This window comes from Psychrobacter sp. NPDC078409, from assembly GCF_050268505.1.
GTDB lineage: Bacteria > Pseudomonadota > Gammaproteobacteria > Pseudomonadales > Moraxellaceae > Psychrobacter.
Window position 1 is genome coordinate 447,032 of the sequence record NZ_JBNNGW010000003.1, and the last position, 25,515, is coordinate 472,546.

Annotated in this window: 22 protein-coding genes and 1 riboswitch; of the genes, 6 read left to right on the forward strand and 16 right to left on the reverse strand. The window is 43.6% G+C overall.

Annotated features, from left to right (window positions below; genetic code table 11):
- Nucleotides 1–55: 55 nt before the first annotated feature.
- The 6 genes from ACQKC9_RS07875 to ACQKC9_RS07900 form a co-directional block, all read right to left on the reverse strand.
- Nucleotides 56–547 carry an acyl-CoA thioesterase gene (locus ACQKC9_RS07875; RefSeq protein ID WP_427621274.1) on the reverse strand — a complete coding sequence of 164 codons (492 nt, stop codon included), beginning with the start codon at nucleotides 545–547 and terminating at the stop codon, nucleotides 56–58.
- A 52-nt stretch (nucleotides 548–599) separates the two neighbouring features.
- Entirely contained in the window at nucleotides 600–1,625 is a 1,026-nt protein-coding gene (locus ACQKC9_RS07880; RefSeq protein WP_427621275.1) for a hypothetical protein, read from the reverse strand.
- A 60-nt stretch (nucleotides 1,626–1,685) separates the two neighbouring features.
- Entirely contained in the window at nucleotides 1,686–2,615 is a 930-nt protein-coding gene (locus ACQKC9_RS07885; protein ID WP_427621277.1) for a uroporphyrinogen-III synthase, read from the reverse strand.
- 181 nt (nucleotides 2,616–2,796) lie between these two features.
- Entirely contained in the window at nucleotides 2,797–3,831 is a 1,035-nt protein-coding gene (hemC, locus tag ACQKC9_RS07890) for a hydroxymethylbilane synthase (RefSeq protein ID WP_427621279.1), read from the reverse strand.
- A 228-nt stretch (nucleotides 3,832–4,059) separates the two neighbouring features.
- Nucleotides 4,060–4,797 carry a LytR/AlgR family response regulator transcription factor gene (locus tag ACQKC9_RS07895; RefSeq protein WP_102078269.1) on the reverse strand — a complete coding sequence of 246 codons (738 nt, stop codon included), beginning with the start codon at nucleotides 4,795–4,797 and terminating at the stop codon, nucleotides 4,060–4,062.
- Nucleotides 4,798–5,126: 329 nt separating this feature from the next.
- On the reverse strand, nucleotides 5,127–6,152 hold the full coding sequence (locus ACQKC9_RS07900; RefSeq protein WP_427621281.1) for a histidine kinase: 1,026 nt from the start codon (nucleotides 6,150–6,152) through the stop codon (nucleotides 5,127–5,129).
- Between the two features lie 239 nt (nucleotides 6,153–6,391).
- On the opposite strand from ACQKC9_RS07900, the gene argH reads away from it, so the two are divergent.
- Together argH and ACQKC9_RS07910 are read left to right on the forward strand one after the other, a co-directional pair.
- A complete protein-coding gene (gene argH / locus ACQKC9_RS07905; protein ID WP_427621424.1) occupies nucleotides 6,392–7,765 on the forward strand; it encodes an argininosuccinate lyase in 1,374 nt (457 codons plus the stop codon).
- Nucleotides 7,766–8,080: 315 nt separating this feature from the next.
- The gene (locus ACQKC9_RS07910; RefSeq protein ID WP_427621282.1) at nucleotides 8,081–8,371 is read left to right on the forward strand and encodes an oxidative damage protection protein; all 291 of its coding nucleotides are present in this window, start codon (nucleotides 8,081–8,083) and stop codon (nucleotides 8,369–8,371) included.
- Nucleotides 8,372–8,470: 99 nt separating this feature from the next.
- Here ACQKC9_RS07910 and phoU read toward each other — a convergent pair whose 3' ends face one another.
- From phoU to pstS, 5 genes are all read right to left on the reverse strand, one after another.
- The gene (phoU, locus tag ACQKC9_RS07915; RefSeq protein WP_427621284.1) at nucleotides 8,471–9,253 is read right to left on the reverse strand and encodes a phosphate signaling complex protein PhoU; all 783 of its coding nucleotides are present in this window, start codon (nucleotides 9,251–9,253) and stop codon (nucleotides 8,471–8,473) included.
- Nucleotides 9,254–9,372: 119 nt separating this feature from the next.
- Nucleotides 9,373–10,209 carry a phosphate ABC transporter ATP-binding protein PstB gene (gene pstB, locus ACQKC9_RS07920; protein ID WP_101204716.1) on the reverse strand — a complete coding sequence of 279 codons (837 nt, stop codon included), beginning with the start codon at nucleotides 10,207–10,209 and terminating at the stop codon, nucleotides 9,373–9,375.
- Nucleotides 10,210–10,381: 172 nt separating this feature from the next.
- Nucleotides 10,382–11,287, reverse strand: coding sequence for a phosphate ABC transporter permease PstA (pstA, locus tag ACQKC9_RS07925; RefSeq protein WP_427621285.1), 906 nt, complete (start codon nucleotides 11,285–11,287; stop codon nucleotides 10,382–10,384).
- 61 nt (nucleotides 11,288–11,348) lie between these two features.
- On the reverse strand, nucleotides 11,349–12,302 hold the full coding sequence (pstC, locus tag ACQKC9_RS07930) for a phosphate ABC transporter permease subunit PstC (protein ID WP_191114511.1): 954 nt from the start codon (nucleotides 12,300–12,302) through the stop codon (nucleotides 11,349–11,351).
- A 209-nt stretch (nucleotides 12,303–12,511) separates the two neighbouring features.
- Entirely contained in the window at nucleotides 12,512–13,678 is a 1,167-nt protein-coding gene (pstS, locus tag ACQKC9_RS07935) for a phosphate ABC transporter substrate-binding protein PstS (RefSeq protein ID WP_057757805.1), read from the reverse strand.
- Nucleotides 13,679–13,971: 293 nt separating this feature from the next.
- Nucleotides 13,972–14,116: riboswitch (TPP riboswitch) on the forward strand.
- 248 nt (nucleotides 14,117–14,364) lie between these two features.
- Here pstS and thiC point away from each other — a divergent pair.
- The gene (gene thiC, locus ACQKC9_RS07940; protein WP_427621288.1) at nucleotides 14,365–16,479 is read left to right on the forward strand and encodes a phosphomethylpyrimidine synthase ThiC; all 2,115 of its coding nucleotides are present in this window, start codon (nucleotides 14,365–14,367) and stop codon (nucleotides 16,477–16,479) included.
- 124 nt (nucleotides 16,480–16,603) lie between these two features.
- Here thiC and ACQKC9_RS07945 read toward each other — a convergent pair whose 3' ends face one another.
- Nucleotides 16,604–17,494: a fructose bisphosphate aldolase gene (locus ACQKC9_RS07945; RefSeq protein ID WP_427621289.1), complete on the reverse strand. Its 891-nt coding sequence runs from the start codon at nucleotides 17,492–17,494 to the stop codon at nucleotides 16,604–16,606.
- A gap of 176 nt (nucleotides 17,495–17,670) precedes the next feature.
- Entirely contained in the window at nucleotides 17,671–18,519 is an 849-nt protein-coding gene (locus ACQKC9_RS07950; protein WP_427621290.1) for an EamA/RhaT family transporter, read from the reverse strand.
- A gap of 369 nt (nucleotides 18,520–18,888) precedes the next feature.
- Between ACQKC9_RS07950 and ACQKC9_RS07955 the strand changes: the two genes are divergently transcribed.
- From ACQKC9_RS07955 to ACQKC9_RS07965, 3 genes are all read left to right on the forward strand, one after another.
- Nucleotides 18,889–20,796 (forward strand): ABC transporter ATP-binding protein, encoded by a 1,908-nt coding sequence (locus ACQKC9_RS07955; protein ID WP_427621291.1) that lies wholly within the window; start codon nucleotides 18,889–18,891, stop codon nucleotides 20,794–20,796.
- An 83-nt stretch (nucleotides 20,797–20,879) separates the two neighbouring features.
- Nucleotides 20,880–21,779 (forward strand): alpha/beta fold hydrolase, encoded by a 900-nt coding sequence (locus ACQKC9_RS07960; protein ID WP_427621293.1) that lies wholly within the window; start codon nucleotides 20,880–20,882, stop codon nucleotides 21,777–21,779.
- A gap of 3 nt (nucleotides 21,780–21,782) precedes the next feature.
- Nucleotides 21,783–22,400, forward strand: a complete 618-nt coding sequence (locus ACQKC9_RS07965) for an alpha-ketoglutarate-dependent dioxygenase AlkB family protein (protein ID WP_427621294.1) — start codon at nucleotides 21,783–21,785, stop codon at nucleotides 22,398–22,400.
- Nucleotides 22,401–22,478: 78 nt separating this feature from the next.
- On the opposite strand, the gene ACQKC9_RS07970 is transcribed toward ACQKC9_RS07965, so the two are convergent.
- The 3 genes from ACQKC9_RS07970 to ACQKC9_RS07980 all read right to left on the reverse strand — a co-directional run bounded on the left by ACQKC9_RS07970 (nucleotide 22,479) and on the right by ACQKC9_RS07980 (nucleotide 25,500).
- The gene (locus ACQKC9_RS07970; RefSeq protein ID WP_427621295.1) at nucleotides 22,479–23,321 is read right to left on the reverse strand and encodes an EcsC family protein; all 843 of its coding nucleotides are present in this window, start codon (nucleotides 23,319–23,321) and stop codon (nucleotides 22,479–22,481) included.
- A 205-nt stretch (nucleotides 23,322–23,526) separates the two neighbouring features.
- Nucleotides 23,527–24,558 (reverse strand): NADP-dependent oxidoreductase, encoded by a 1,032-nt coding sequence (locus ACQKC9_RS07975; RefSeq protein WP_427621297.1) that lies wholly within the window; start codon nucleotides 24,556–24,558, stop codon nucleotides 23,527–23,529.
- Between the two features lie 186 nt (nucleotides 24,559–24,744).
- Nucleotides 24,745–25,500 (reverse strand): endonuclease/exonuclease/phosphatase family protein, encoded by a 756-nt coding sequence (locus ACQKC9_RS07980; RefSeq protein WP_427621298.1) that lies wholly within the window; start codon nucleotides 25,498–25,500, stop codon nucleotides 24,745–24,747.
- Nucleotides 25,501–25,515 lie beyond the last annotated feature (15 nt).

A 25,515-nucleotide genomic window follows, 5' to 3' on the forward strand; every position in this document is an offset into this window, starting at 1 on the left:
TAATTCAAGATAGCTTTTTCGATAAAATAAGTAATCGATTCATATAGAACATGCCCTAAAGCTCAGGCGTATGACCAAACTTGGCTTCCAGTGCTAACAGCTGTTGACGCTCTGCCGCCGTCCATGGCAATTTACTTTTTCCATCACTATCTAGACGCACTACCACGGCCTCTGCCGTAGCAACGATGATCTCTTGCGCGGTACTATAGTAACTATATTCCATCGCCATACTCGTATTGCCTAAACGCTTACAACGAACTCCTAATAATAACGTATCAGGATAGGTAACTGGGCGTAAATACTGGCAGCTAGACTGGGCTAAGACAGTGACCATATTGCCATCAAACATACCTAGCGCATGCAAATAACTAATGCGTGCTGACTCAGCGTAACGATAGTAAACCACATTATTCAGGTGATTAAAGGCATCCATCTCTCCCCACTGTATCGGCTGATGATGAATAACAGGATAATGAGCTAGTAATTCAGGGCGGTGTTCGTTTGCTGTATCAAACATAGATGCTGACTTTTCATTGGAATGGGTCATTGCTTACCTTACATTTTATATTTTCTGTATTAACTATTGTGACTAGCTTCCGTTAGCGTTGAGGCTTATCCAAAATTTCTGTCGTCAATAATGGCGTTGGTTTTGGTGCATGAGCAATCAACTGATTTAGCCACACAATTACTTCTGGTATGTCACTCGGTGCTTTCATTGTCTCAAGATTACTTTGACCATCGATTGGTTTTTTATCTGCTTGTACAATGCCAATCGCGCCAGCTTGTACTGACTTTTTATTGTCGCTATTTGAGGCCTTAGACACCAACGTTTTTAACTGTTTGCGTGCTTGCTCCAAATAGCTGACCAGTTGATCCTGCTTACGCATATTGCTGGCTTGGCTTGCTAAATTTAACGTCATGATGACTTCATGAATAGTGAGCTGACGACGCGTTAAATTTGTATCACTAGTCGCTGAAGTATCATTCGCTTTGAGCTGCTGTCTGTTCTCAGTAGCTGCATCTACCAGCTCTCGACGCTGTAAATCCGTACCTTCATAACTGCCAAGACGCTCATGACTGTGCAAAAACTCCTGAATGTTTTGAATCGCCAGATTTTGTATTTGCCACGGGCTTGGCTGCGAGCTTTGGGCCTGCAGACGCTCAATATCTTTGAGCAAACTTTGCTTGATAACGATGGTTAACGCAGGCGCAATCTCATTACTGCTTTGCGATAACTGCCAATGTAGACCTCGCAATAACTCAATCGCGGCACTGTCATTATTATCCGCCAACAGTCTATCAGCAGCTTTGATTTGGATACGCAACAGATCCAACTGATTCTGAGCTTGGCTACTGGCCTTAACTCTAGGTTCTGGCAACGTCTGCTGACTCATGGCAAATAGACGATCGTCCATTTCGTTTAATCGACTGATTACTTGCTCACTACTCTGCAAACGATCGTTGACACTATGCTGAAAGCGCTGCTGACTAATATATAGCCACAATAATGCAGCGATCAGTAATAAGATAACCAGCCATTGCATCCGTAGCAGCAAAATATTTGCTTGCCGGCGCTGCTGAACAGTTGAAGGATCCTTAGATAAGGACTCAGAATTCATTGACATAAGGCAGTACCGTTATTGGTATAGATAAACATGTTTAAAGTAAATGAGAAGTTTAAGGTATTATATTTTAGAATGAATAGCTGAGAGAATCGTAGCTGGCGACAAATCCTCTACTCGCCAGTAGCTCAACTGCTGTGCGGCAACCATATTGGCCAAACGCTCACCCAACACAACGTAAGAAAAATCTTTTAACGTAAGCGATAGAAGCTGTGTTGTATTAGCCACTGCATCAGAATCTTGCTCTTTGTTTATTATCTTTGATTGGCCATCATTGACGATATTTGACCAATGCTCAAAAGCTGCCGCACTACTGATTACGACTATTGGCTTTGACTGCTTTAGTAGGGCAATATCTGACGCAGTACTATGAGTAAGAAAATCTTGTTGCCACTGCTGATACTCAGCTATTGCATCGATAGGCATCGTACGCTCATACCAAGCAATACTATCGATATGTACACCGCGCGCCTGCAATGTATCAACCAATAATCGACGTCCACCAAGCCCGCGCCATATCAGCAATTTATCGCCTGCTTGTAAGCTATCAATTTCAGGCATTGCTAGCATGCCTTCGTTATTGGCCGTCTTAGGCTGAAGTATTTGATAGCTTGTTGCATCTATACGCATCTGACTGAACTCTGCCGCCGTTGCTTTACCAACCGCAACCAGAGGACTAGGTAGTGACAAGCCTTCTGACAATCTCTGCACATACTTGCCATTACTATCTTTCGCTTTGTATTTACGCTTTTCATTTTCAAGTGATTGCCAAACGGCTAACCCTGAAGCCGCTGCAGTTGGACTTACGACAACAAGTGCTTTGTACTCCCCCGCCATCCACTGATGCATTAATGCAATATCTAGATCAGTTGTTTGACGTGGTCGTAGCGTCAACATTGGCATATCAACCACTATCAATCCTGCCGCTTGCAAATGCTGCGTCAACGATGTTGCTCGCTCTACTGGGCGAGTATTGATGACAATTTGCGGCATTACTTTTGACTTCTCATTAGAACAATTCCTATGAGAAGTTGTGTATGTAGCTTGAGTTGGCACTGATGACATCGATATACCATGACAAAAACGAATGAAAAAGGCTTAAGTATATAAAAATGGCTGATGCTTAGATCAGCCTATCTTACGGTTAATCAAACCTATAGCGACTGTACTTATACTACTCAGGCTGATAAATGGCTGACAAAATAGCGCCTGCGCCATCAGCAAGCAGCATTTCTGCGACATCGATACCTAATTGATTGGCTTGGGCTTCTTGCTCAGCTTGTGTCCCAACCAACGTAGCTCGTTTGTCCGCTTTCAACAACTCGCTACCATCGGCCTGACCCACTCGACCACGTAGCCACAGCACATTCCCGCTGTCGTTATTGCCGTTATCACCATTGTTGTCATTATTAACACTGGTTTCTTCAGCTGTCTGCAGAACTGCATAAGCGGCAATCGGTACTTGGCAGCCGCCCTCTAAATGACGGTTCAGGGCGCGCTCAGCGATAAGTCGAATACGAGCTTTGTCATCATTGAGTGGTGCAAGTAAATTGAGCACTTCTTCATCGCCTTCACGGCATTCGATTGCTAAAGCACCTTGCCCAACTGCAGGTAAGCAAGCTGCGATATCAAGCTCACCGCGTATTCTCGCGTTTAGCTCAATACGTTGCAAGCCGCTCGTTGCCAGAATAATGGCATCATATTCACCAGCATCTAGCTTGCCCAAACGAGTGCCTACATTGCCGCGCAACGTTTTGATTTGCAGGTCAGGACGATAGGCTTTGATCTGGCATTGACGACGTAAACTCGATGTCCCAACGACTGCACCTTGTGGTAGCTCATCAATACTATTATAAGTGTTTGAGACAAAGGCATCTGTTGGGGAGGCGCGTTTACAGTAGACGCCTAATGTGAGGCCTTCGGGAAGCTGCATGGGCACATCTTTTAGCGAGTGCACTGCAATATCTGCTTGTTTGTCATACAGCGCTTGTTCAAGCTCTTTTACAAATAATCCTTTGCCACCGATTTTGGCCAAAGGTGTGTCCAAAATCTTGTCACCCTTAGTGACAATTTTTAGTAAATTAATCGTCAGATTAGGATACAACGCCAATAAACGATCACGGATATGCTCGGCCTGCCATAAGGCTAAAGGACTTTGACGTGTAGCGATATTTAGAGTAGTCAAAATAGGTTGCTGCGGATTGCTCATAAAGGGCCTCAATAAGTTCGATACTAATACTATAGTGGCTATAGTCCCTATGTCAGTACTATTCATATTTATACTGAATAATATCGATATTACTCGATAGGGCAAGTTTGCCAAAGAATAGGCGACTCAAATGATTAATAGTAGATGCTGACGCAAAAAAATACCCCTATTTAAGCATAAATAAGGGTTTGATGATATGGAATGATTGGTCGCTATCAGGACAGCCTATTACATGCTTTGGATTTTATCACGTAAGGCAGGTAAGTGACGACGACTGACCGCTAGCGTCTCATCAATACCTTTAAAACGTATCTGATACTGACCTGCGTCTAGAGTTTCTAGAAAGTCTAAATAGCTAAGGTTGATAATGGCATTGCGATGTACTCGGAACAGACGATCATCAAACTCTTGCTCTAACTCTTTTAGCGTTTCATCAATCAATACCATGCCATCTTTGTGACGCACTTTGACGTATTTTTGATCTGCTGCAAAATAGTAGATATCCTTTAGCTTAATCAGTTCAACACCGCGATGCGTACGAGCAGCGATATGTTCACGTATCGGACGTGCTGTCGGGTCTTCAAGCTTGCGAATTTCATTTAGTTGAGCGGCATTTAAGTTCTTTGCTTTGTTTAATGCCTCTAGTAACTCATCTTTGTTTGCAGGTTTCAACAAATAGCCAATTGCATTGGCTTTTAACGCTGCGATCGCATAATGGTCGTATGCCGTCACAAATATAATCGCTGGTGGATGCTCAAGTTTGGCAAGCTCTTGAGCACAGCGCACTCCGTCCATTTCAGGCATTCGGATATCTAATAATATAATATCTGGCTGCTGGGTTTTTACAGCGACGATGGCTTCTGCACCTGTTGTGGCCTGAGCAACTACCTCATGGCCTGACTCCTGTACAATTCTCACCAAGCGCTCACGCGCTAAGGGCTCATCATCACAAACTACGATACGCATGCAAACTCCCATCCAAGGACATACTTAATATTTTTTTCAATAGTATTACGGCTATATTAGCACTCATTATCAATCACTTAGAATATAAAACCTAAATCATTTAATAAAATTCTGACGAAAACTACCAGTTTTTATAGCGGACAATATACTCCTGCTATAGGTAGATTTTATATGGTGTAATTGTGTTTCACGGTAGTTATGATATTACTGATTCGTAATCATTATTTATCAAACACAAACTGTGATACCTATACATGGTGATGCAATAAGTATGCCACATAGGCTTTTAGGAGTTGAAAAAATGAAGAAAGCTAATAAAGAACAGTAAGTTATAAACCGACGTCTTGTAGAGGATAGTCGATGATAGTGATAATTTGAGTACTGGCTATCGAGCTTTGTATATCAGCACTTTGTCCAAAATGGGCGCGCAAACGATCAGCTTGAATATAGAAATCAATATGTTGGCGCAAGTCATGATTAATGATTAGTGTCTTTTTGGGAAGCGCAACATCAATCATGATTTTAACTCGGTGTTGTTCCCACGTGACTTCGATATTAATGCAGATAGTTTCTGTGGTCATCTCTACCACATTGAGCAGTATTTTCTCTAGCACGCTTTGTAGCGTTAGCGCAGTGATAACCATGTCGTACATGATATCTTCTTCAGGTAACTTCCAATTGACTTCGAGCTTATCTGCTAGACGACTAGATTCAATCGCCAAATAATGCTCACAGAGATCGACCTCTTCTTCGAAGCTAATCTCGCGTGTACCACTAAAACTAGCACGGAACAATGCAGAGACGTGCTGTAATAAGTCAGCGGCTTTAGGCGGGTTTGACTCAATCAGTGATACGAGTGTATTGATAGTATTGAAGAAAAAGTGCGGAGCCGTACGCGCTTTTATTAGATCGTTTTGCGCAGTCAATTTATATTCAAAGGACAACTTAAGCGCATTAAGCTCACGATAGCTACGCAAAAAATACAATAAGAACACAGCAGTAAAACCACCGGTAAGCACTGTGTTGAAAAGCAAATTAATGACAAAAGCTTGACGGTTATACTCCATCCACCCTAGATTGATCATAACCAAAACCACCAACACCATAGAGACCGTGGCAGAAAACATCATGAGCATGACAATACGCAAACTCACACTAGGAATGCTCGCGTTTTTGAAGACAGGACGCAAATAATCGACCAAATATAGTGCGGGAATAACTGTCAGTGCATTTTGTATCACGCGAGAAAAAAACTTGATAATAAAATCAGACCAGCCTGATAGACCATGGCGCTCAATCACCGTCAAAAACAGTGACCAAAAAAAGATATATGTCAGCCACTGCCAAGGCCTCATGATTTCCATGAGTTTAGGAATAAAAAACTCTAAGCGTGTAGCTAGTAAGGCAACCTCATCATTTGCTATACTCGAGTTCTTATTCTCTTGACTTGTCTTGTACCGATATGAACGCCAATTCTTCAAAACCTAGTAATCCTGAATCAAGTAAAAGTTCATCTGACTCTGATTTTAGCACAGATGCTTCTATAACAAGTACCACAACGCAGACTGCGCCTGCTAGTAGCCAAGGCCAACAAATGTGGGGCGGGCGTTTTAGTGAAGCGACAGATAGCTTCGTTGCCGCCTTTACTGCTTCTGTAGGCTTTGACCAACGCTTTGCTCGTCACGATATTCAAGGCTCAATTGCGCATGCAACGATGCTGAAAGAATGTGATATTTTAACTGCTGATGAAGTCGCCACTATTATTGATGGCCTTCAGCAAGTATTGCGCGAGATTGAAGCAGGTGAGTTTAACTGGTCGATCGCCCTTGAAGACGTGCATATGAACGTCGAGTCACGTTTGACTGACATTATAGGTGCCGTTGGTAAAAAGCTACACACTGGTCGTAGCCGTAACGATCAGGTAGCCACAGACATTCGCCTATGGTTGCGCGAAGAGACTGATAATATTATTGAGTTATTAGTACGATTGCAAAGTGGCTTGCTTAATTTGGCTGAGCAACATACTGATACTATCATGCCAGGCTTTACTCATCTGCAAACGGCACAGCCTGTTAGCTTTGGGCATCACGTGATGGCATGGTTTGAGATGTTGTATCGCGATACTGAGCGTCTTGTCGATGCACGTCGCCGTATCAATCAGATGCCACTTGGTAGCGCAGCGCTTGCTGGTACGACTTTCCCAATCGATCGTACCATCACTGCTGAATTGCTAGGTTTTGAAGGTATCTGTCAAAACTCACTCGATGCTGTTTCGGACCGTGACTTTGCGATTGAATTTACTTCAGCGGCTTCTATCTTGATGATGCATATGTCACGCATGAGCGAAGAGATTATTCTTTGGATGTCAGCGCAGTTCAATTTTGTGCAGATACCAGATCGCTTCTGTACTGGCTCATCGATCATGCCGCAAAAGAAAAATCCTGACGTACCTGAGTTGGTACGCGGTAAAGCGGCACGTGTCTTTGGTCAGTTGATGACTTTGCTTAGCCTAATGAAGAGCCAGCCGCTCGCCTATAATAAAGACAATCAAGAAGACAAAGAGCCTTTGTTTGATTGCGTTGATACGTTAACAGGTTCGCTATTAGCGTTTGCTGATATGCTACCAAACATCACGCCAAATAAAGAAAGTATGCGTGCTGCTACAATGAAAGGCTATGCGACTGCGACTGACTTGGCAGATTACCTAGTACGTCAAGGCGTAGCATTCCGTGACGCTCATGAAGTGGTTGGTAACGCTGTTGCTTTAGGCATCAAAGAGGGCGTTGATCTCAGTGACTTGTCATTGGCACAGCTACAGCAATTTAGCGATGCTATCGGTGAGGATGTCTTTGATTATCTAACGCTAGAAGGCTCATTAGCAGCTCGTGACCATCTAGGTGGCACTGCACCAAACCAAGTCAAGCAAGCGGTGGTCAATGGCCGCGCTCGCTTAAAAGCCTTTGCTTAATCAGTACTTTTGAATAAAAGCTAACCTGCTAATATAAATTTAACACCCGCTATCTATGCGGGTGTTTTTATTTGTCCTATTACCTTTACTGGTTTCGCCAATGTCATTTTCAAAATATCACTAGCTTTGAAAATCTAAATAAAAAGGCTGAATGTAGATAATATTGTCACACACCAACTACCAACGACTTTATAACAAATGGATAGAGGCTTGACGATATACATTAGTCCCCTTTGCTAAATCTACCAAGACCGTTATCATAGACTCATATGATATCTGATTTAACCACTTAATATAATGAATAAGGAATGCCTTATGACTGAGACTTTTAATCCTCAAGTAAATACTGTGTTTTGTCGTAAATATAAGCAAGATTTACCAAAGATGCCGCATCCACCCTTCCCTAATAAAAAAGGTCAAGAGCTGCAAGAGACCGTATCTGAAAAGGCGTGGAAAGAATGGCTTGAGCATCAAACGATGCTTATCAATGAGAATCATCTCAGCATGATGGATCCTGCCGCTAAAAAGTTCTTAACAGAGCAGCGTGATAAGTTCTTAGACAACGAAGACTATGAGCGTGCACAAGGCTGGACACCAGAAAGTTAGTATTTACTAGCTTTCTACTAGCTACATTTAGTAATTATAAAAAAACGCGCTTACTATAGCGCGTTTTTTATTATAAGGTAAAAAGCATAGTTCTTTGTATTAGCCTTCATCACTATCTGACGTTTCTAGCTCATTGGTTGACAATGTACTAACTTGACGAGCAGCTAAGCGATCATTGGCTTCCTGCACCGCTTTTTCGACCATGGCATAGTCTGAATGACGTACGTCTTGCCCACTGATATAGTTAATCACTAGCTCTGCGACATTTTGTGCATGGTCGCCGATACGCTCAAGCGATCGTAATATCCACATAATATTAATGACTTTTGATACATGGCGTGAGTCTTCCATAATATAGGTCATCAAAGCACGAATGGCTGACTGATATTCGGTATTGACAACGCTATCATTACGCATCACTTCAAACGCTTGCTCCGCATTTGATTGACTAAAAGCTTCTAGCGAGTTGTTTAGCATCAGACGAACTTGATTACTCAGATGCTGAACTTCAGCATAGCCGTATGCTGATTTGCCTTCTGCCGCTATTTTACTGGCCATTCGCGCAATTTTTACTGCTTCATCGCCGATACGTTCCAAATCAACCACACCTTTACTGATCGACATGACTAAGCGCAAATCACTGGCAGCTGGCTGGCGCTTGGCAACCAATAATAAAATGTGCTCGTCGAGCTCAACTTCCATTCGATTGATATCGAAGTCCATATCGATGACTTCTTGTGCCAGTGTTTCATCTTTATCGATCAGAGCGTGAATGGCTTTGGCCACTTGGTTAGCCGCGCTATCACCCATATATAAAAATAAACGGATAGCTTCATCAAGATCTTGGTCGAAACTTTTGGAGATATGCTTATCACTTTGCATGAGAGGTATTCCCTAGAATCTATATTTTAATAGCGCGGTGTGCTTGTGAAGTTAGAAAGTCGGCTTATGACATGCCAATCAGCTTTGTTTGCTTCTACCGATTTCAATCCCAATCAATGTTAGCCATAACGACCTGTAATATAGTCTTCTGTCGCGGTTTGGGTAGGTTTGGTAAATATCTGATCGGTCTCACCCATCTCAATCATATCGCCCAAATACATATAGACCGTATAATCAGAGACGCGAGCTGCTTGCTGCATATTGTGAGTGACGATAGCGATGGTGTAGTCGTTTTTCAGATCTTCGATCAAATCTTCGATAGCACCCGTCGAGATAGGATCCAGGGCTGATGTCGGTTCATCAAGCAACAGCACTTCAGGTTTGGTCGCCACACTACGAGCGATACACAGACGTTGCTGCTGGCCACCTGATAACGACAACCCTGATGCTTTTAGCTTGTCTTTCACTTCTGGCCATAGCGCTGATTTTTTCAGTGCCCACTCTACGCGATGATCCAGCTCGTCTTTGCTTAATTTTTCATACAGTCGTACGCCAAAGGCGACATTGTCATAGATTGACATCGGGAACGGCGTTGGCTTCTGAAAAACCATACCAACTTGTGCACGCAGTAAGTTCACATCGATGTCTTTACCCAAGATGTTTTTGCCATCCAAATTGATGTTGCCCTCTGCACGCATACCTGGATATAGATCGTACATGCGGTTAAAGGTACGTAGTAGCGTAGACTTACCACAACCTGAAGGACCAATAAAAGCAGTCACTTTTTTATCCGCGATATCGATATTGATGTTTTTTAATGCCTGAAAATCATCGTAATAGAAGTTTAGATCTCGAACTTCCATTTTTGCAGCAGGCATATTCTTAGGAATATCTTGAATCGTTTGTTTATTAAAATCAGCAGTGTTTGGTTGCTGAGCTTGGGCGCTAGTAGACATGGGTCTATTTAATAGGCTGCCTGTTGCCGTATTAAAGTTGTCAGCAGTCGTGTTCGTACGGACGTTGCTTAGGACATCATTCATAATATTTCAACCTAGCTCAATTAATTTCATATAAGTTTAAGTAAATGCTTAGCGTGTAGCGTACTACAGTCTGGTCTGCTCTCAGCCCTTATTTGGGCTGACCTCTACCACCGATAAATCTTGCCAAAATATTCAATACTAGGACAGATGCTGTGATAAGCAGCGCTGCCGCCCAAGCCAATGTATGCCAGTTGTCATAAGGACTCATCGCAAACTGGTAAATGGTATTGGGTAAGTTAGCAATAGGCTGACCCATATCTGTACTGAAGTATTGATTGTTAAGTGCGGTAAATAGTAACGGTGCTGTCTCACCAGTGATTCGAGCAAAAGCCAATAGCACACCTGTGGTCAGTCCCGCTCGCGCAGCTTTTACCGTGACCTGAGTGACTAGCTTCCATTTAGGAGTACCTAGCGCATAGGCCGCTTCGCGTAGACTATTAGGTACCAAGTTCAGCATGTTTTCTGTCGTACGTACGACCACTGGAATAACAATCAATGCCAATGCCAACGCGCCTGCCCAACCAGAGAAACTTTGACCTTTTACCATCAATGCGTAGATAAATAGACCGATGACAATCGATGGCGCTGACAATAGAATATCATTTAAAAAGCGAGTGACCTTGCCAAGCATACTGCCTTTAGAAAACTCAGATAAGTAAATACCTGTCATAAGACCAATAGGTGCACCGATAAACAAGCCTGAAAACGCCAACATGACCGAACCAACAATAGCATTGCGCAAACCGCCTGCACTCATTGGTGGCGGCGTATCAGCGGTAAAGATTGGCAGCTGTACCATGCCTTGGAAGCCTTCAACAAACAAAGTCATCAAAATCCATGATAACCAAAAGAGGCCAAAAACCATCGCTGACATAGCAAAGCCTAGACCTAACTTGTTGGTCAAACGACGCTTGTTATACAGGCTTTGATTGTAGCGGGTAGCGCCGTTTGGCTTAGTAGGTAGTGGTGCATTGATCGCATTGTTAGCAGGCATAATATTTATTTCCCATATCTTTTATCAATATCTATCAAGGTTCAATAAATCGGTAACAGATCTATCGATTACCTGCTTTGTGATCCATGCGCATGAGCATCAGTTTTGCTAAAGACAGCACAATGAAGGTGATGACAAATAAGATTAAGCCTAGATGTAGTAAAGACGCTAGATGCAGCTCACTTGACGCTTCAGCAAACTCATTTGCCAAGGCCGAAGTAATCGTCACACCAGACGTGAATAGGCTTGGACTGATATTAAACGCATTACCAATCAAGAAAGTAACTGCCATCGTCTCACCCAATGCACGACCCAGACCCAAGATTACGCCACCAACAACACCAGCTTTGGTATAAGGTAGGATAATTTTGAACATCACTTCCCAAGTCGTCGCGCCCATGCCATAGGCTGACTCTTTCAGTAAGTCTGGTACAACAGAGAAAACATCACGCATAGTGGCAGCGATGAACGGTATGATCATAATGGCAAGCACTAGGGAGGCGGTAAACATACCTAGCCCCATAGGCGCACCTGCAAACAGTTTACCGATAATGGGCAAAGGGCCGACGTGCTCAATAAACCATGGCTGAATGTGATCACCAAAGAACGGCGCAAATACGAATAATCCCCACATACCATAAATGATAGATGGGATACCAGCCAACAACTCAATGGCGATACCAAGTGGCTTTTTGAGGAACTTAGGGCACATCTCGGTTAAAAATATCGCAATACCGAAACTGACTGGAACCGCGATAATAATAGCGATAAATGAGGTGACTAAGGTACCGTAAATAGGCGCTAATGCACCGTATTCATTGGCGACTGTATCCCAGTTATTGCTGGTATAAAATCCCAAACCAAACTCTTGAATACTCGGCCATGCTCCAACAATTAGAGACACCAAAATGCCCCCTAAAGATAGGAGGACGAGTATGGCAAACGCTTTGGTAGAATTCACAAATAAAGCGTCGTAACGTTTTTGTTTAGCCAGTTGGGACCTTAAGTCTGTCATAAGTGTCTCAGCATTGAATGGGATGAATCGAAATATTAAAAAGAGGTATCTCAGGTTTTAACACAACAAACTTAAACGGTATGAGTAAGCATATCTATCGAGATGTATTCATCAAATTTACTGTGTTAAAACCCCTCAAACAACTACCGGAGAATAGTTATTCGAGAGGATAACTTGTCGGTTGCTAAATAGTATTTAGCAGAAACAAATTACTGAGCTGGCTTGTAGACAGGCTGTCCATCGCTACCTTTTACTTCGTTCCACTTCTCTTTGAACAAGGCCACTGCCGTGTCAGAGAATGGTACGTAGTCTAGTTCCATGGCGCTGTCATCACCTTGGGTATAAGCCCAGTCAAAGAAGTTCAACACGCCAGCGACTTGCTGAGGATTTTCTGGTTGCTTATGGACCAAGATAAAGGTCGCAGCAGCGATAGGCCATGCTTGGTCAGTTTCAGAGTTAGTGATGACTTTATAAAAGCCTTCTTGTTGTGACCAATCGATATCACCTGCCGCAGCAAACGTCTCAGCAGATGGCTGTACGATGTTACCAGCTGCGTTTTTCAGTGCAGTATGTGACATCTTATTTTGCTTAGCGTAAGCATACTCAACATAGCCGATAGAGTTTTTCATGCGGTTTACATAGCTTGATACGCCTTCGTTACCTTTACCGCCTGCACCAGTAGCAGAGGTCGGCCATTTGACGGTTTTATCAACACCAACGGTGTCTTTCCAGTCTGGTGAAACCTTGGCAAGATAGTCAGTGAAGTTAAACGTCGTACCTGAACCATCTGAGCGGAATACTGTTGTGATTGGGGCATCTGGCAAGGTCAAATCTGGGTTCATCGCCTTAATTGCAGGGTCATTCCAGTTACTGATTTTACCCAAATAGATATCAGCCAGCGTTGTGCCGTCTAGCTTCAGTGCACCAGGCTCGACACCATCAATGTTGACGATTGGTACAACACCACCGATGACTGTTGGGAACTGGATCAAACCTGCTTCATCTAATTCTTCAGGCGTCATCGGTGCATCAGAAGCACCAAAGTCTACTGTTTTTGACTGGATTTGTTTGATACCACCAGACGAGCCAATCGACTGATAGTTGACTTGGCCGCCGGTCGCAGCATTGTAGTCATATGACCATTTCGCATAGATAGGCTGCGGGAACGACGCACCTGCACCTGTAATATTCATAGCGATATTTTCAGCAGATTTAAAATCTGACGTAGCAGAAGATGCTGTCTGAGAAGTTGTTTCAGCTGTTGTCACAGCGCTACTGCTAGTATCAGCAGTTGGCTCCGCCGTATCTGTTGACTTATTACACGCCGTAAGCATTAATGTACAACTGACGGCCACTGCTAATAACGAATAACGCATGTAGGACTCCTGAAGTTTAACAACGGTATAAAAAAGCATTGCTTGTGATATGCGTGTTATCTTGCCAAATCTTTATGACAGTTTAATGACAACTTCTAGAATCCTTCATTCGCTTTACATAATATTTGAATAATCTGTCTACAACCTAATAATACTAAGCATGCTCATCTATCAACACTCAGAAAAATTATTCACGAAAATATTGAACCATGTGTTTGACGCAGAATATTTGTATCCAAATACCATTAGCCGTTGGTACAGAATTTTGTTAGTATGAAGGCTGATTTACAACACTGACAGACTCGGGGTGCGGTGTATTTTTGGCTCACTTTACTAAACTTGCTTTATTAAAGTAGTCGCCTTGATACATTCGCTGAGAGATCACCCGCCGAACCTGATGCGGTTAGTACCGACGCAGGGAAGTCTTAAGCACTTTGTTATTTATGACAAAGGGCGCGTAGAAATACATTTTTATCGTCACTACTGTCTTAATATGCGTAATGCATAGCCAGATAAGAAGAGAGGATATAAAGCTGCGTCCAATACTTGATGACCACCATGCGCGACGATATTTTTTGGTCGAAGTTGTGGGTTCATGATATAAACTTGTCTAGATGATGGATGCCTACCCCCGCAGATACTGGCGGTGTTGCTTTTATTCAAAAACCAACACGCTAGGACAGCATATGACTACTGCAGACACTACCTCAATTGCACCGAAAGCCCAAACGCATAACCCAGCCGACAACTCAACGCTTGCTTCAAATGCTGCTGACACAACCAACGTCAAAGCAGATAAAAAAGCAGATGCGCTAAAAACCCCTGCTCACCGTGCCGCAAGTGATGCCCGTTTCGAAGAAGATGCGCGCGACCTACACCGTATTCTACCTGCCTCCAGAAAAGTCTATATCGAAGGCTCAAGACCTGACATCCAAGTACCGATGCGTGAAATCAGCTTGGCTGATACGCCTGTTGGTGGTACTGGAGATAAAGACGGTGAGCATAATCCGCCGTTTTATGTGTATGACACCTCAGGTGTATATACCGACCCTAATGTCGATATCGACCTAACACGTGGATTGCCAAAATTGCGTGAGAACTGGATCGCAGAACGTGGTGATACCGAGCAATTAAGCGGCCTATCTAGCTCATACGGACAAGCACGTGCTCGTGATATCAGCACTGCCAATCTTAGATTTGCTCATATTGATAAACCGCGTCGCGCCAAAGCAGGACAGAACGTCACGCAAATGTACTACGCGCGCCGTGGCATCATCACGCCTGAAATGGAATATATCGCCATACGCGAAACGCAAAAGCAGCATGAACTGACCGATATGCGTCAACATGATGGCGAGAGCTTCGGTGCCAATACGCCTCAAATCATCACCCCTGAATTTGTTCGTGATGAAGTGGCGGCTGGACGCGCTATTATCCCAAACAACATCAACCACCCTGAATCTGAGCCGATGATCATCGGACGCAATTTCTTGGTGAAAATCAATGCCAATATCGGTAACTCAGCGCTAGGCTCGTCTATCGATGAAGAAGTATCCAAAATGACGTGGGCCACGCGTTGGGGTGCGGATACCATTATGGATTTATCAACGGGCAATCACATTCATGAAACTCGTGAATGGCTAATCCGTAACTCTCCTGTGCCGATTGGTACGGTACCGATTTATCAAGCATTAGAAAAAGTCGATGGCGTCGCTGAAGATCTTACATGGGAGATATTCCGTGATACGTTGATTGAGCAAGCAGAGCAAGGCGTGGATTACTTTACTATTCACGCTGGCGTACTATTACGCTATGTGCCACTTACCGCAAAACGTTTGACAGGTATCGTCTCACGCGGCGGCTCTATCATGGCGCAGTGGTGTCTAGCCCATCATAAAGAAAGCTTTTTATACACGCATTTCGAAGATATCTGCGAGATTATGAAACAGTACGATGTGGCGTTTAGTTTAGGTGATGGCCTACGCCCTGGCTGCTTGCAAGATGCCAATGATGAAGCACAGTTCGGTGAGCTACGTACGCTTGGTGAATTGACTAAAGTGGCATGGGAGCACGATGTACAGGTAATGATCGAAGGCCCTGGACACGTCGCGATGAACCGCATCAAAGAAAACATGGACTTGCAGCTTGAGCTTTGTGCGGACGCGCCTTTCTATACTTTAGGGCCATTGACCACAGACATCGCCCCAGGTTACGACCACATCACTAGCGCCATCGGAGCTGCAATGATTGGTTGGTTTGGTACAGCGATGCTGTGCTATGTCACGCCAAAAGAACACTTAGGCCTACCAAACAAAAAAGACGTCAAAGACGGAATTATTACTTATAAAATCGCTGCACACGCTGCTGACCTTGCTAAAGGTCATCCAGGAGCACAGGCACGTGACAATGCACTATCTAAAGCACGTTTCGAATTCCGCTGGGATGATCAGTTCAATCTAGCGCTCGACCCTGATACTGCACGTGAATATCATGACGAGACGTTGCCAAAAGACGCACACAAATCGGCACACTTTTGCTCCATGTGTGGGCCTAAGTTTTGTTCAATGAAAATCACTCAAAACGTGCGCGAATATGCAGCAGGGCTGGATAAAGATGCCGCCAACCAAAAAGTAACGCCGCAAACAGGCGACTTAACCGATGCTGGTCATCTGATCAAAGAGGTAGATACAGAGCTCGTTGGACAAGTTGGTGAAGCCACTGCTGAGGAAATTCGTCAAGGCATGGCGGAGATGACTAAAAAATATAACAACGAAGGACGTCAGTTATATAAAGAGGTGTAGGATTAATAACCTATACTTTTGACATAATAAAAGCCCTACTATTTAAGTATTTGCGTACTTATCTAGTAGGGCTTTTTTCGGCTTATTTACTTATGATTTATGTGCGAATTTTTATTTACTACGTTTACACTTTCGACGCTTCATAAATCTCTTCAATTGAGGCATTAATGGTCTCAGCAAACTCACTATCGCTTTGTTGCTTACTCAAGCCTTCGGTAAAAGCACGCGAGAAGCTCGCAATCATACCTGGGTTTTGTTTGAGCTTGGCACAAGCATCGCTACGACTATAGCCACCAGATAACGCCACTACTTTGAGCACTTTAGGATGATCAATCAGCTCCTGATAAAACCCTGCCTCTTCTGGTAACGTCAGCTTAAGCATCACTTGATGTTCGTCATTCAAGCGTTCCAGATTGCGCAGGATATCTGCCTTCAACAGTAGCTCGCACTCATGCTTTTGAGTGCTATCAATATTGACCTCTGGCTCGACGATAGGCATCAAGCCTTTTGAAATAATTTGCTTAGCCACATCGAACTGCTGCTGTACCACAAGCTCGATACCATCGACGTTTGGCTCATAGATGACTGAGCGCATTTTAGTACCAAATACGGGATAGTTTTTTGCTTTATCTAATAATAGATCCAGATTCGGAATCGGCTTCATAACTTGTACGCCGCTCATTTGCTCAGCCAGACCTTTGTCTACCTTCAGAAATGGTACGATATTTTTATCTTCCCATAGGTAATTGGCCGTCGACTTACCGTTGACTTCGCGCTCCATGGTATCTTCGAATAAAATTGCACCAAGTACACGCTCACTATCAAAACAATCACACGTCATAATACGAGCACGCATTTCATGAACCAAATCAAACATGGCCTCATCATTATCATAAGCGTCGCTGTTGACACCATAAGTCTCTAACGCTTTTGGTGTGCTGCCACCACTTTGATCAAGAGCAGCAATAAAACCTGAACCATTTTTTATACGCTGTAATTGCTTATCGTATTCCATTGAGCCTGCATCCTATTTTTATTGGTTAAGTTAAGTATCATAAACTAAGCTTTTTTATTCCATACAAGCCGTTTTATTTGTAGATAACCTTATCATAGGATGATTTGTATGCCTATATAGGATACGTGACAATATAGCTAAAAAATCATGAAGCCAATACTTTTGGACAGAGTCCATTACGCCAAAAACAGCACCCCTACACAGCAGACTGCCAATACTAATCCTATTATATTGATACGGTTCAGCTGCTCTTTAAATACACCTACGCCAATCAATGTCGCTACGGCAATAACACCGACATTCATACCAGTGAAAACAATGCTAGGAGAATCATGCAGCACTTGGTGTGCCCGCACATAGGCGTAGATATTGCCCATGTTTAATGTACCGAGCAGCAAGCCTGTCATAAGTGCTTGTTTTTGCCAACGTACCTGTGTGACCAGTAAATAGACTAAAAGCAATACACCTGCTACCCCGAAGCTAACCAATAAAGTCAACGGAAAGGCCGCCCCTTGTTTGGCAACTTGTTTGAACAAAATATCAATAATGCCGTAGCCTGCCCATACCCCGAATAACCATAGTGGCGTATGCTTTGCTTGCCGAGTAATATCGTTATGCTGTGGTCGATAGACAAGCGCACCTAATGCCAAAAATCCTAACGCCAATCCAAGTATACGTGTACCAGTCAGCACCTCACCGAATAGCAAGAAAGCCGCTACGATAGGAATAATAAGTGATAAGCGCTGAGACGCGTCGGTTGCTACCATCCCCACCGCCTCAATGGCTCGTCCCAGAATGATAAATACGGCAGGCAATAGTACCCCAAGCGCGATGATGATGCCCCAAGCGCTATCAAGCGCATGAATGGCACCCACATCAGGTTTTAGTAATACCCAAGTCAGTAAAAAAGCCACAGGATAGCCTGCTACGATGGTCTGACGAATATCAATATTTTTCTGGCGCAATATTTTCAAAAGTACTGAGACGGCGACACTGCATAGCACCGCTATTATTAAATACATCATTCACTGCTACCTTTTGAACTTCAATGTTGAGTTATTACTGTTCGTATATTTATAAAGACCATTAAATAAAATAACTGCTAATCAGCTGATTTTTGCAATAAAATCATACTTATAAAAGCAATATTTAAACCGTGAATAAGTTTGGATGTAGAATGTAACAAAATATATTTTCTACAGCAATCTATTTATTATGGTTATAACTGAAGCTTTCAAAACATAGCTATTCTTAAGCAAATTACAATTAGCATGCAGGTATGATTAGTAATTTTGCTAAAATAGCACCTAATCCCAATCACAAAAGTAAAGATTCTAGATAACGAGTCCTCTCGTTCATCTTGACGTACTGCTATTGATGTTTTATTACTGCCTATGAATGCTTTATTTCGCTTTTTTGAAAACCGCCTACCCGCCTTTCCAGACACACCCATGCCATTGCCATCACCTCGCGATGGTATGCTGAAGTTTTTGTGGGCATGTACCAATGGCCTACGCGGCTGGCTACTAATCTTTATGATTTTGTCCGCTGGTATCGGTATCTACGAGGCCATGCTGTTTGCTTGGATAGGTAATATCGTCGATTGGTTGGGCGTTTATACACCGCAAAACTTATGGGTAGAAAAAGGCGACATGTTGCTCATCATGCTCGCTGTCATGATAGTTAGCCCACTGTGGATTGCCTTGTCATCGTTTATCCACTTCCAGACCTTGCAAGGTGTGTTTCCTATGCAAATGCGCTGGCGTTTTCATCAGCGCATGCTTGGGCAATCCATGCAGTTCTATCAGGATGAGTTTTCGGGACGTGTCTCAGCTAAGGTAATGCAGACCGCACTCGCTGTCCGCGATACGGTCATGACTGTCACTGATATGTTTATGTATGTCTCTGTCTACTTTATCACCTCAGGGGTGATTTTATTTAACCTAGACAGTCTGCTGCTCATACCTTTTATTATTTGGTTGGTGTTAGTAGCACTAACGATTTGGTACTTTATTCCTAAGCTCAAGGACACTGCCATCGTTCAAGCTGATGCTCGTGCTCTAATGACGGGGCGTATCACAGATGCTTATGCCAATATCATGACCGTCAAGCTCTTTAGCCATTCACGTCGTGAGCTGGGTTATGCTAAAAACGCCATGGGACAGTTCTTGGGTACGGTACATGCACAAATGCGCTGGGTCAGCTATCTGGAAGTCTCAACCCACCTCATCAGTGTTATTTTGGTCAGTAGTACGGCAGGTATTGGTTTGTACTTATGGCAACAAGGTGCTGTGGGTGTCGGGGCAATTGCGGCGGCGACCGCTATGGCGTTACGTCTAAATGGTCTGACGCGCTGGATCATGTGGCAGACAGCCAGTTTGTTTGAGAGTATCGGTACCGTGCAAGACGGCATGCGTACACTGTCAGCACCGCAAACGATCGTTGATAAACCTGATGCAAGCGCGCTTACTGTCACTGATGGTCGTATTGTATTTGAGCATGTTGATTTCAGTTATGAATCTGAAGAAGAGGAGCGCGTGCAAGACAGCGAGTCTCATGATGGCACTACGCACACACCTAACTCATATACCAAACTGCTAGATAACTTTCATCTAGACATCAAACCAGGGGAGAAAATTGGTCTGGTCGGGCGCTCAGGCGCTGGCAAATCGACCTTGGTCAACTTATTGCTGCGCTTCTTTGACGTTGATAGCGGAAAAATCTTGATCGACGGTCAAGCTATTGATGCCGTCACTCAAGAATCCTTGCGTCAACAAATAGGTATGGTAACTCAAGATACCTCGTTGCTGCATCGTACTGTGCGTGAAAACATCGCTTATGGTCGCCCTGATGCTACTGACGCGGAGATTATGTTTGCAGCAAAACAAGCCCAAGCATGGGACTTTATCAAAGACTTATATGACGATAAAGGCAATACAGGTCTCGATACGCAAGTAGGTGAACGCGGAGTCAAACTCTCTGGTGGTCAACGTCAGCGTATCGCCATATCACGTGTTATGCTAAAAAACGCGCCGATTCTGCTCTTAGATGAAGCAACAAGTGCGCTAGATTCTGAGATTGAGTATGCTATTACTGAGAGTCTAAATGACATTATGACAGGCAAAACGGTTATCGCTATCGCCCATCGACTCTCTACCATTGCTGCGCTAGATAGACTGGTCGTCATGCATCAAGGACGTATCATCGAGCAAGGTAGCCACGATGAGCTACTAGCGTTAAACGGCGTCTATGCCAGATTGTGGCAGCGTCAAAGCGGTGGCTTCTTAGGTGAAGACAACTAAGACTCACTAAAAATATAAGCCAATAGATCACAAAAAATAAATCATAAATCACAGAAAATAAGTCACAAGGAAGTGTTTATTTTATGGACGCATTCACACGCAGCATTACCCTTAGCGGAAAACAAGCACGCTACTATAACCTTAGCCAGTTCAATCAGTCAGTAGAGTCAACGATGACTCAGCGTGCGCCAGCGCATTTTTATGGTGGTAACAGTTTTACAGTTGGTACCTACATGCCGCTACTAAGCGAGCTGACGGCTGAATTTGAGATGAGTTCACTTGCCTTGCGCGGTTACTGGTATGATAAACCGCACAGCCGTCGCCTCACACGTGAGCAAGATGCTGATATGCTGATTGAGTTTTTAGAACAAACGCAAGATAAGCCTGTCGTGGGTATTGGACATTCGCAAGGCGCAACGGCCACGGCAATCGCTGCTGCCAAGCGTCCAGAGCTGTTTTCGCAGCTGTATCTCATAGAACCTGTCACATTTACCAAAAACCAAGCCACTTTATATAATTTATTACCTCGCTCTGTACTGCTTAGCCAAGAACCGTTCAAAAGCACATCAACCAAGCAGTCGACTTGGTCGAGTACTGATGACTACTACCAGAGCCTACGCGCGCAGCGTGCTTATAAGCGTATCAGTGATACACACTTGCAGATATTTGCTGAGCAAAGTCTGAGCAAAAATACTGATGGCAGCTACACGCTTATGTTTGCACCTGAGCAAGAGCTGGCAAACTATTTTGGTGCGCCTCATATCGATGCTGCGCTCAAAAAATTAAGCTGCCCTTACACGTTAATCACCGGTAAGCCTACCTTGTTTATCAGTAATAAAGTACGTAAAAACTGGCGCAAGTTTGTACCTGATGGCAGTCTAATCTCATTGCCAGATTATGGTCATCTACTGCCGATTGAGGCGCCTACACTCTGTGCTCAGGTTATCAATGATCACTATCAAACAGCAAATAACGACCATTAATCTATGACTGACCTCTTTGCCCCTGCTCCTACCGATAACTTGTTACCTTATGATGGTAAGGTTAATGACTTGGGTATCGTTATCGACGATGCTCATATTCTCTATGACACTCTATTAGATGAGTTGCCGTGGCAGCCAGACATCGTCACATTGTTTGGTAAGACCCATATCACGACCCGTCAAATCGTCTGGATGGGAGAGACGGAGGCAGACTATCAGTATTCAGGGCACAAACGGCAGACAGTACCGTGGTCAAATGCAGTGTTCCACGTGAAACAACAGATCGAGCAGGCTTTGGCAAATATTGGTATTGTGGTCGATTTTAATACCTGCTTGCTCAACTATTACCCTTCTGGGACTGACGGTATGGGTTATCATGCGGATGACGAAAAAGAGCTTGGTCATCAGCCAATTATTGCATCTCTATCTCTAGGTGCCACACGCAAATTTGTTTTTAAGCATAAAAAAACTCAAGACAAAGTTGAACTTCATCTTGAGTCTGGTCAATTAATTGTCATGCATGGCGCGACGCAAAACTTTTGGAAGCACACCATTACAAAAACGAAGACCGTAGCTACTGGACGGATCAGCCTGACATTTCGGCATATGCTCACACGTTAATAACGGCGCTATATTAAGCCATGTGCTGATTGAACCATCTAATTTTATGTACGGTTAGTAGCCAGGCACAGATCTTAGTTATGCACTACGATCCAAAAAACGCTCTCTGTAGCATTGATGCGCTGCTTCACAAACACTAGCAGTATAACTGGCATTAACACCACCTGCGACCACCGCACCCACTGCTGGAATAATCTGCGCCGCTTTTGTTTTGACCATATTGGTCGCCACTTTGGTTGCCGTTTGACGCACTACCCGTGACATGACCTCTTCGTTAACTTGGTTAAATGCCTGCGTCTGTGGATCTTTGACCATTGCATCAGTATTATCCAAAGCAGCTTTGCGCTCCTCGGCTGATGCAGACGTCGCCACCGCTAGTAAAGACATGGCAAACAACTGCTCGCCTTTATTATTAATGTCAAAACCATAATAAGTCGCATACTCACCAATCGCACGTAGATTTGCTGTAATGAGACCGACCACGTCAGCAGGAATACCTACCCAACCAGCGACTCCAGTGGTCACCCCTTGGGCACTCGTTAACGCCACATATTTGCTTTTAAACAGTTCAACCTGCTTGTCAACGACAGCGATCGCTAAGCGTTCAATATCAGAGAATGTAGTGATAGAAGAGCCTGCAATATCAGACTCATTTTGGTAAGCATCGATGACGTCCTGATTATTCAATGTCCAGTTTGCGGCATCATTCAAAGCGGTGATAGACTGCTCTGTGGCTTTTGTCAGCGCATCACCAAATTGCGGCGCATTCATGAGTGCATCACCTGCCTGGGCGATGGGTTTGTTGATAACGGACAGCGCTTTATCAAGTACACTTTTATCAGGATTTTTCCACGCTTCTATATCTTCACGGACTTTGGCTTCGTAAGCAATGTGGTCATTTGTTTTTTTGTTAGTCGTCATATTATTCCCTTTATTAGTATCATTCACTTTCTATCTTATGATAAATAAGCGGCGACTACAGGGACGTTCTGTTGTCCAAAATAAAACTTTTGTATGATTTGTTAAGTCATTAGTTGGTTTTCTTGGGTTTCAACAGACATCCCATTACTAATAAATCTGACCACATACCGATTAATATTGCCTAATATTTGAGCGATCATGACACTCAATCAGCGGCTGCCAAGACAATCTTACCAAAGGCATCGCCTTTTTGTAGCTCATGGTGAGCGGCAACAACTTCAGATAATGGATAGATCTTTTGAATCTTCAAGATTAGCTTACCATCAGCCACTTGTTGTAAAACACGCGCCATATCTTCACCGTTACGTTGCGACTTATAACCCGCGACGTTTAGGTTTTTTTGACTGCCTGCTTCTTTGAGCTTATCTACCCAAATGGTAGGTAACACATTCACGCGGGCGCCTGATTTGAGCACGCTAAGCGCGCGGACACCTGCATCATTACCGACTAAATCAAGTAGCATATCGGCTTGTAGGTCAGGAAACGCTTCATCTTTGGTATAATCTATCCAACCCGCCAGCTTAGATACGTCTATTAACTCATCAAGCTTGGCGTACTTTTCTGGTGAGCAAATTACCGTCACCTTGACGTTATCTTGCGCCACCTTATTCATGAGCAATTGGATCAACAAATGACCGACACCGCCTGCAGGTGCATTAATCACCACATGCTCGCCTGTTTTTATATCAGCAAAATCTACGAATTGTAGTGCTGTTTGTCCGATACAAGGCAAAGCACCTGCCTGCTCTAAAGTGACATTGTCTGGTACTTTTGCAAGCAACTTGGCATCTACTGCCACATATTGCGCATAGCCGCCACCGCTAAAGGTCAAGGCCGCTACTCTATCGCCGATAGCAAACTCATCGCTATTACTGCTGACTACTTCGCCTGATACATCGAATCCTAAAATAGCTGGCTGATCATTCTCAAACTTATCTTTACGAATGTTTTCCGCGCCCCAGCCTTTACCTTGGCGGGTCTTATAATCGACAGGGTTAATCCCAGCATAGGCAATTTTTACCAGTACTTGGTCGTCTTGGAGCTCAGGGACATCAGCACCATCTTGGTATTTCATTACTTCAGGCTCACCGAACTCGCGTATAAGTACGGCGTGCTGTGTCTTAGGTATGTCGTGGTTAGCTTGTTGATTATTATCAGTAGTAGACGCTGTTGCCATCGTAGAATATCCTTATATTTTGTTTATTAGGCTGTACTTGTTATTCATTTTATTGAAACGTTGTGCTGTTAATAGCACTTTCCATCGAAAACATGTTTAATCGATAATGTGATCAATAAAGACAATTGTTCATATATCAATAGATTGCTAATATAATACATTTAGACGAATTATTATAGTTAGGTATTAGGGTAGCATCAGCTCTGCACTGATAGGCAGGTGATCCGATAGCGATGACCAAGGCTTTCCAGTATGTACCCAAGCATCCTTCACAAGCAAATTGCGCACGTAGATACGATCTAAGCTGAGTACTGGCAGTTTTGCGGGAAAGGTTGGCAACAGCTTGCCATGACAATGTTTGAACGCTTCTATCATACCGAGATCTGATGCCAGTTTGTCACAAGACATCTTTTTCCAATCATTAAAATCGCCTGCTAAAATAAGCGGCTGATCCGGTGCAATCTCATTTCGAACATAGTCGCTAATCGCTTGATACTGCTTGATACGATCACGCTCAAACAAATTCAAGTGTGCGCACAGCACCACAACTGGCATCTTCCAACCGACAGGTTGTACCTCACAGTGCAGAACCCCGCGCTGCTCAAGCTTGTTGACCGTAATATTTACATTGTGTTTGGGATCTAGCGGAAAGCGACTCAATACTGCATTGCCGTGGTGGCCGTTTTCATACTCTGAGTTTTTACCGTAACTGTTTTGCAAATCTAAAAATTCGCCGAACCATTCATGCTGTGATTGATCTGGGTACTCGTTATATTGCATATTACGTTTAAGGTTTTGGCCTTGCACTTCTTGCAAACACAAGACGTCTGAACCCACAGACTCTAGCGCCTGAGCAATACCTTGCATCTTCACTTGGCGATTCAGCGGTGACATGCCTTTGTGGATGTTGTAGCTGGTTAAAATAAAAGAGGTGGTAGTCATAAATTTGTTCGTCAT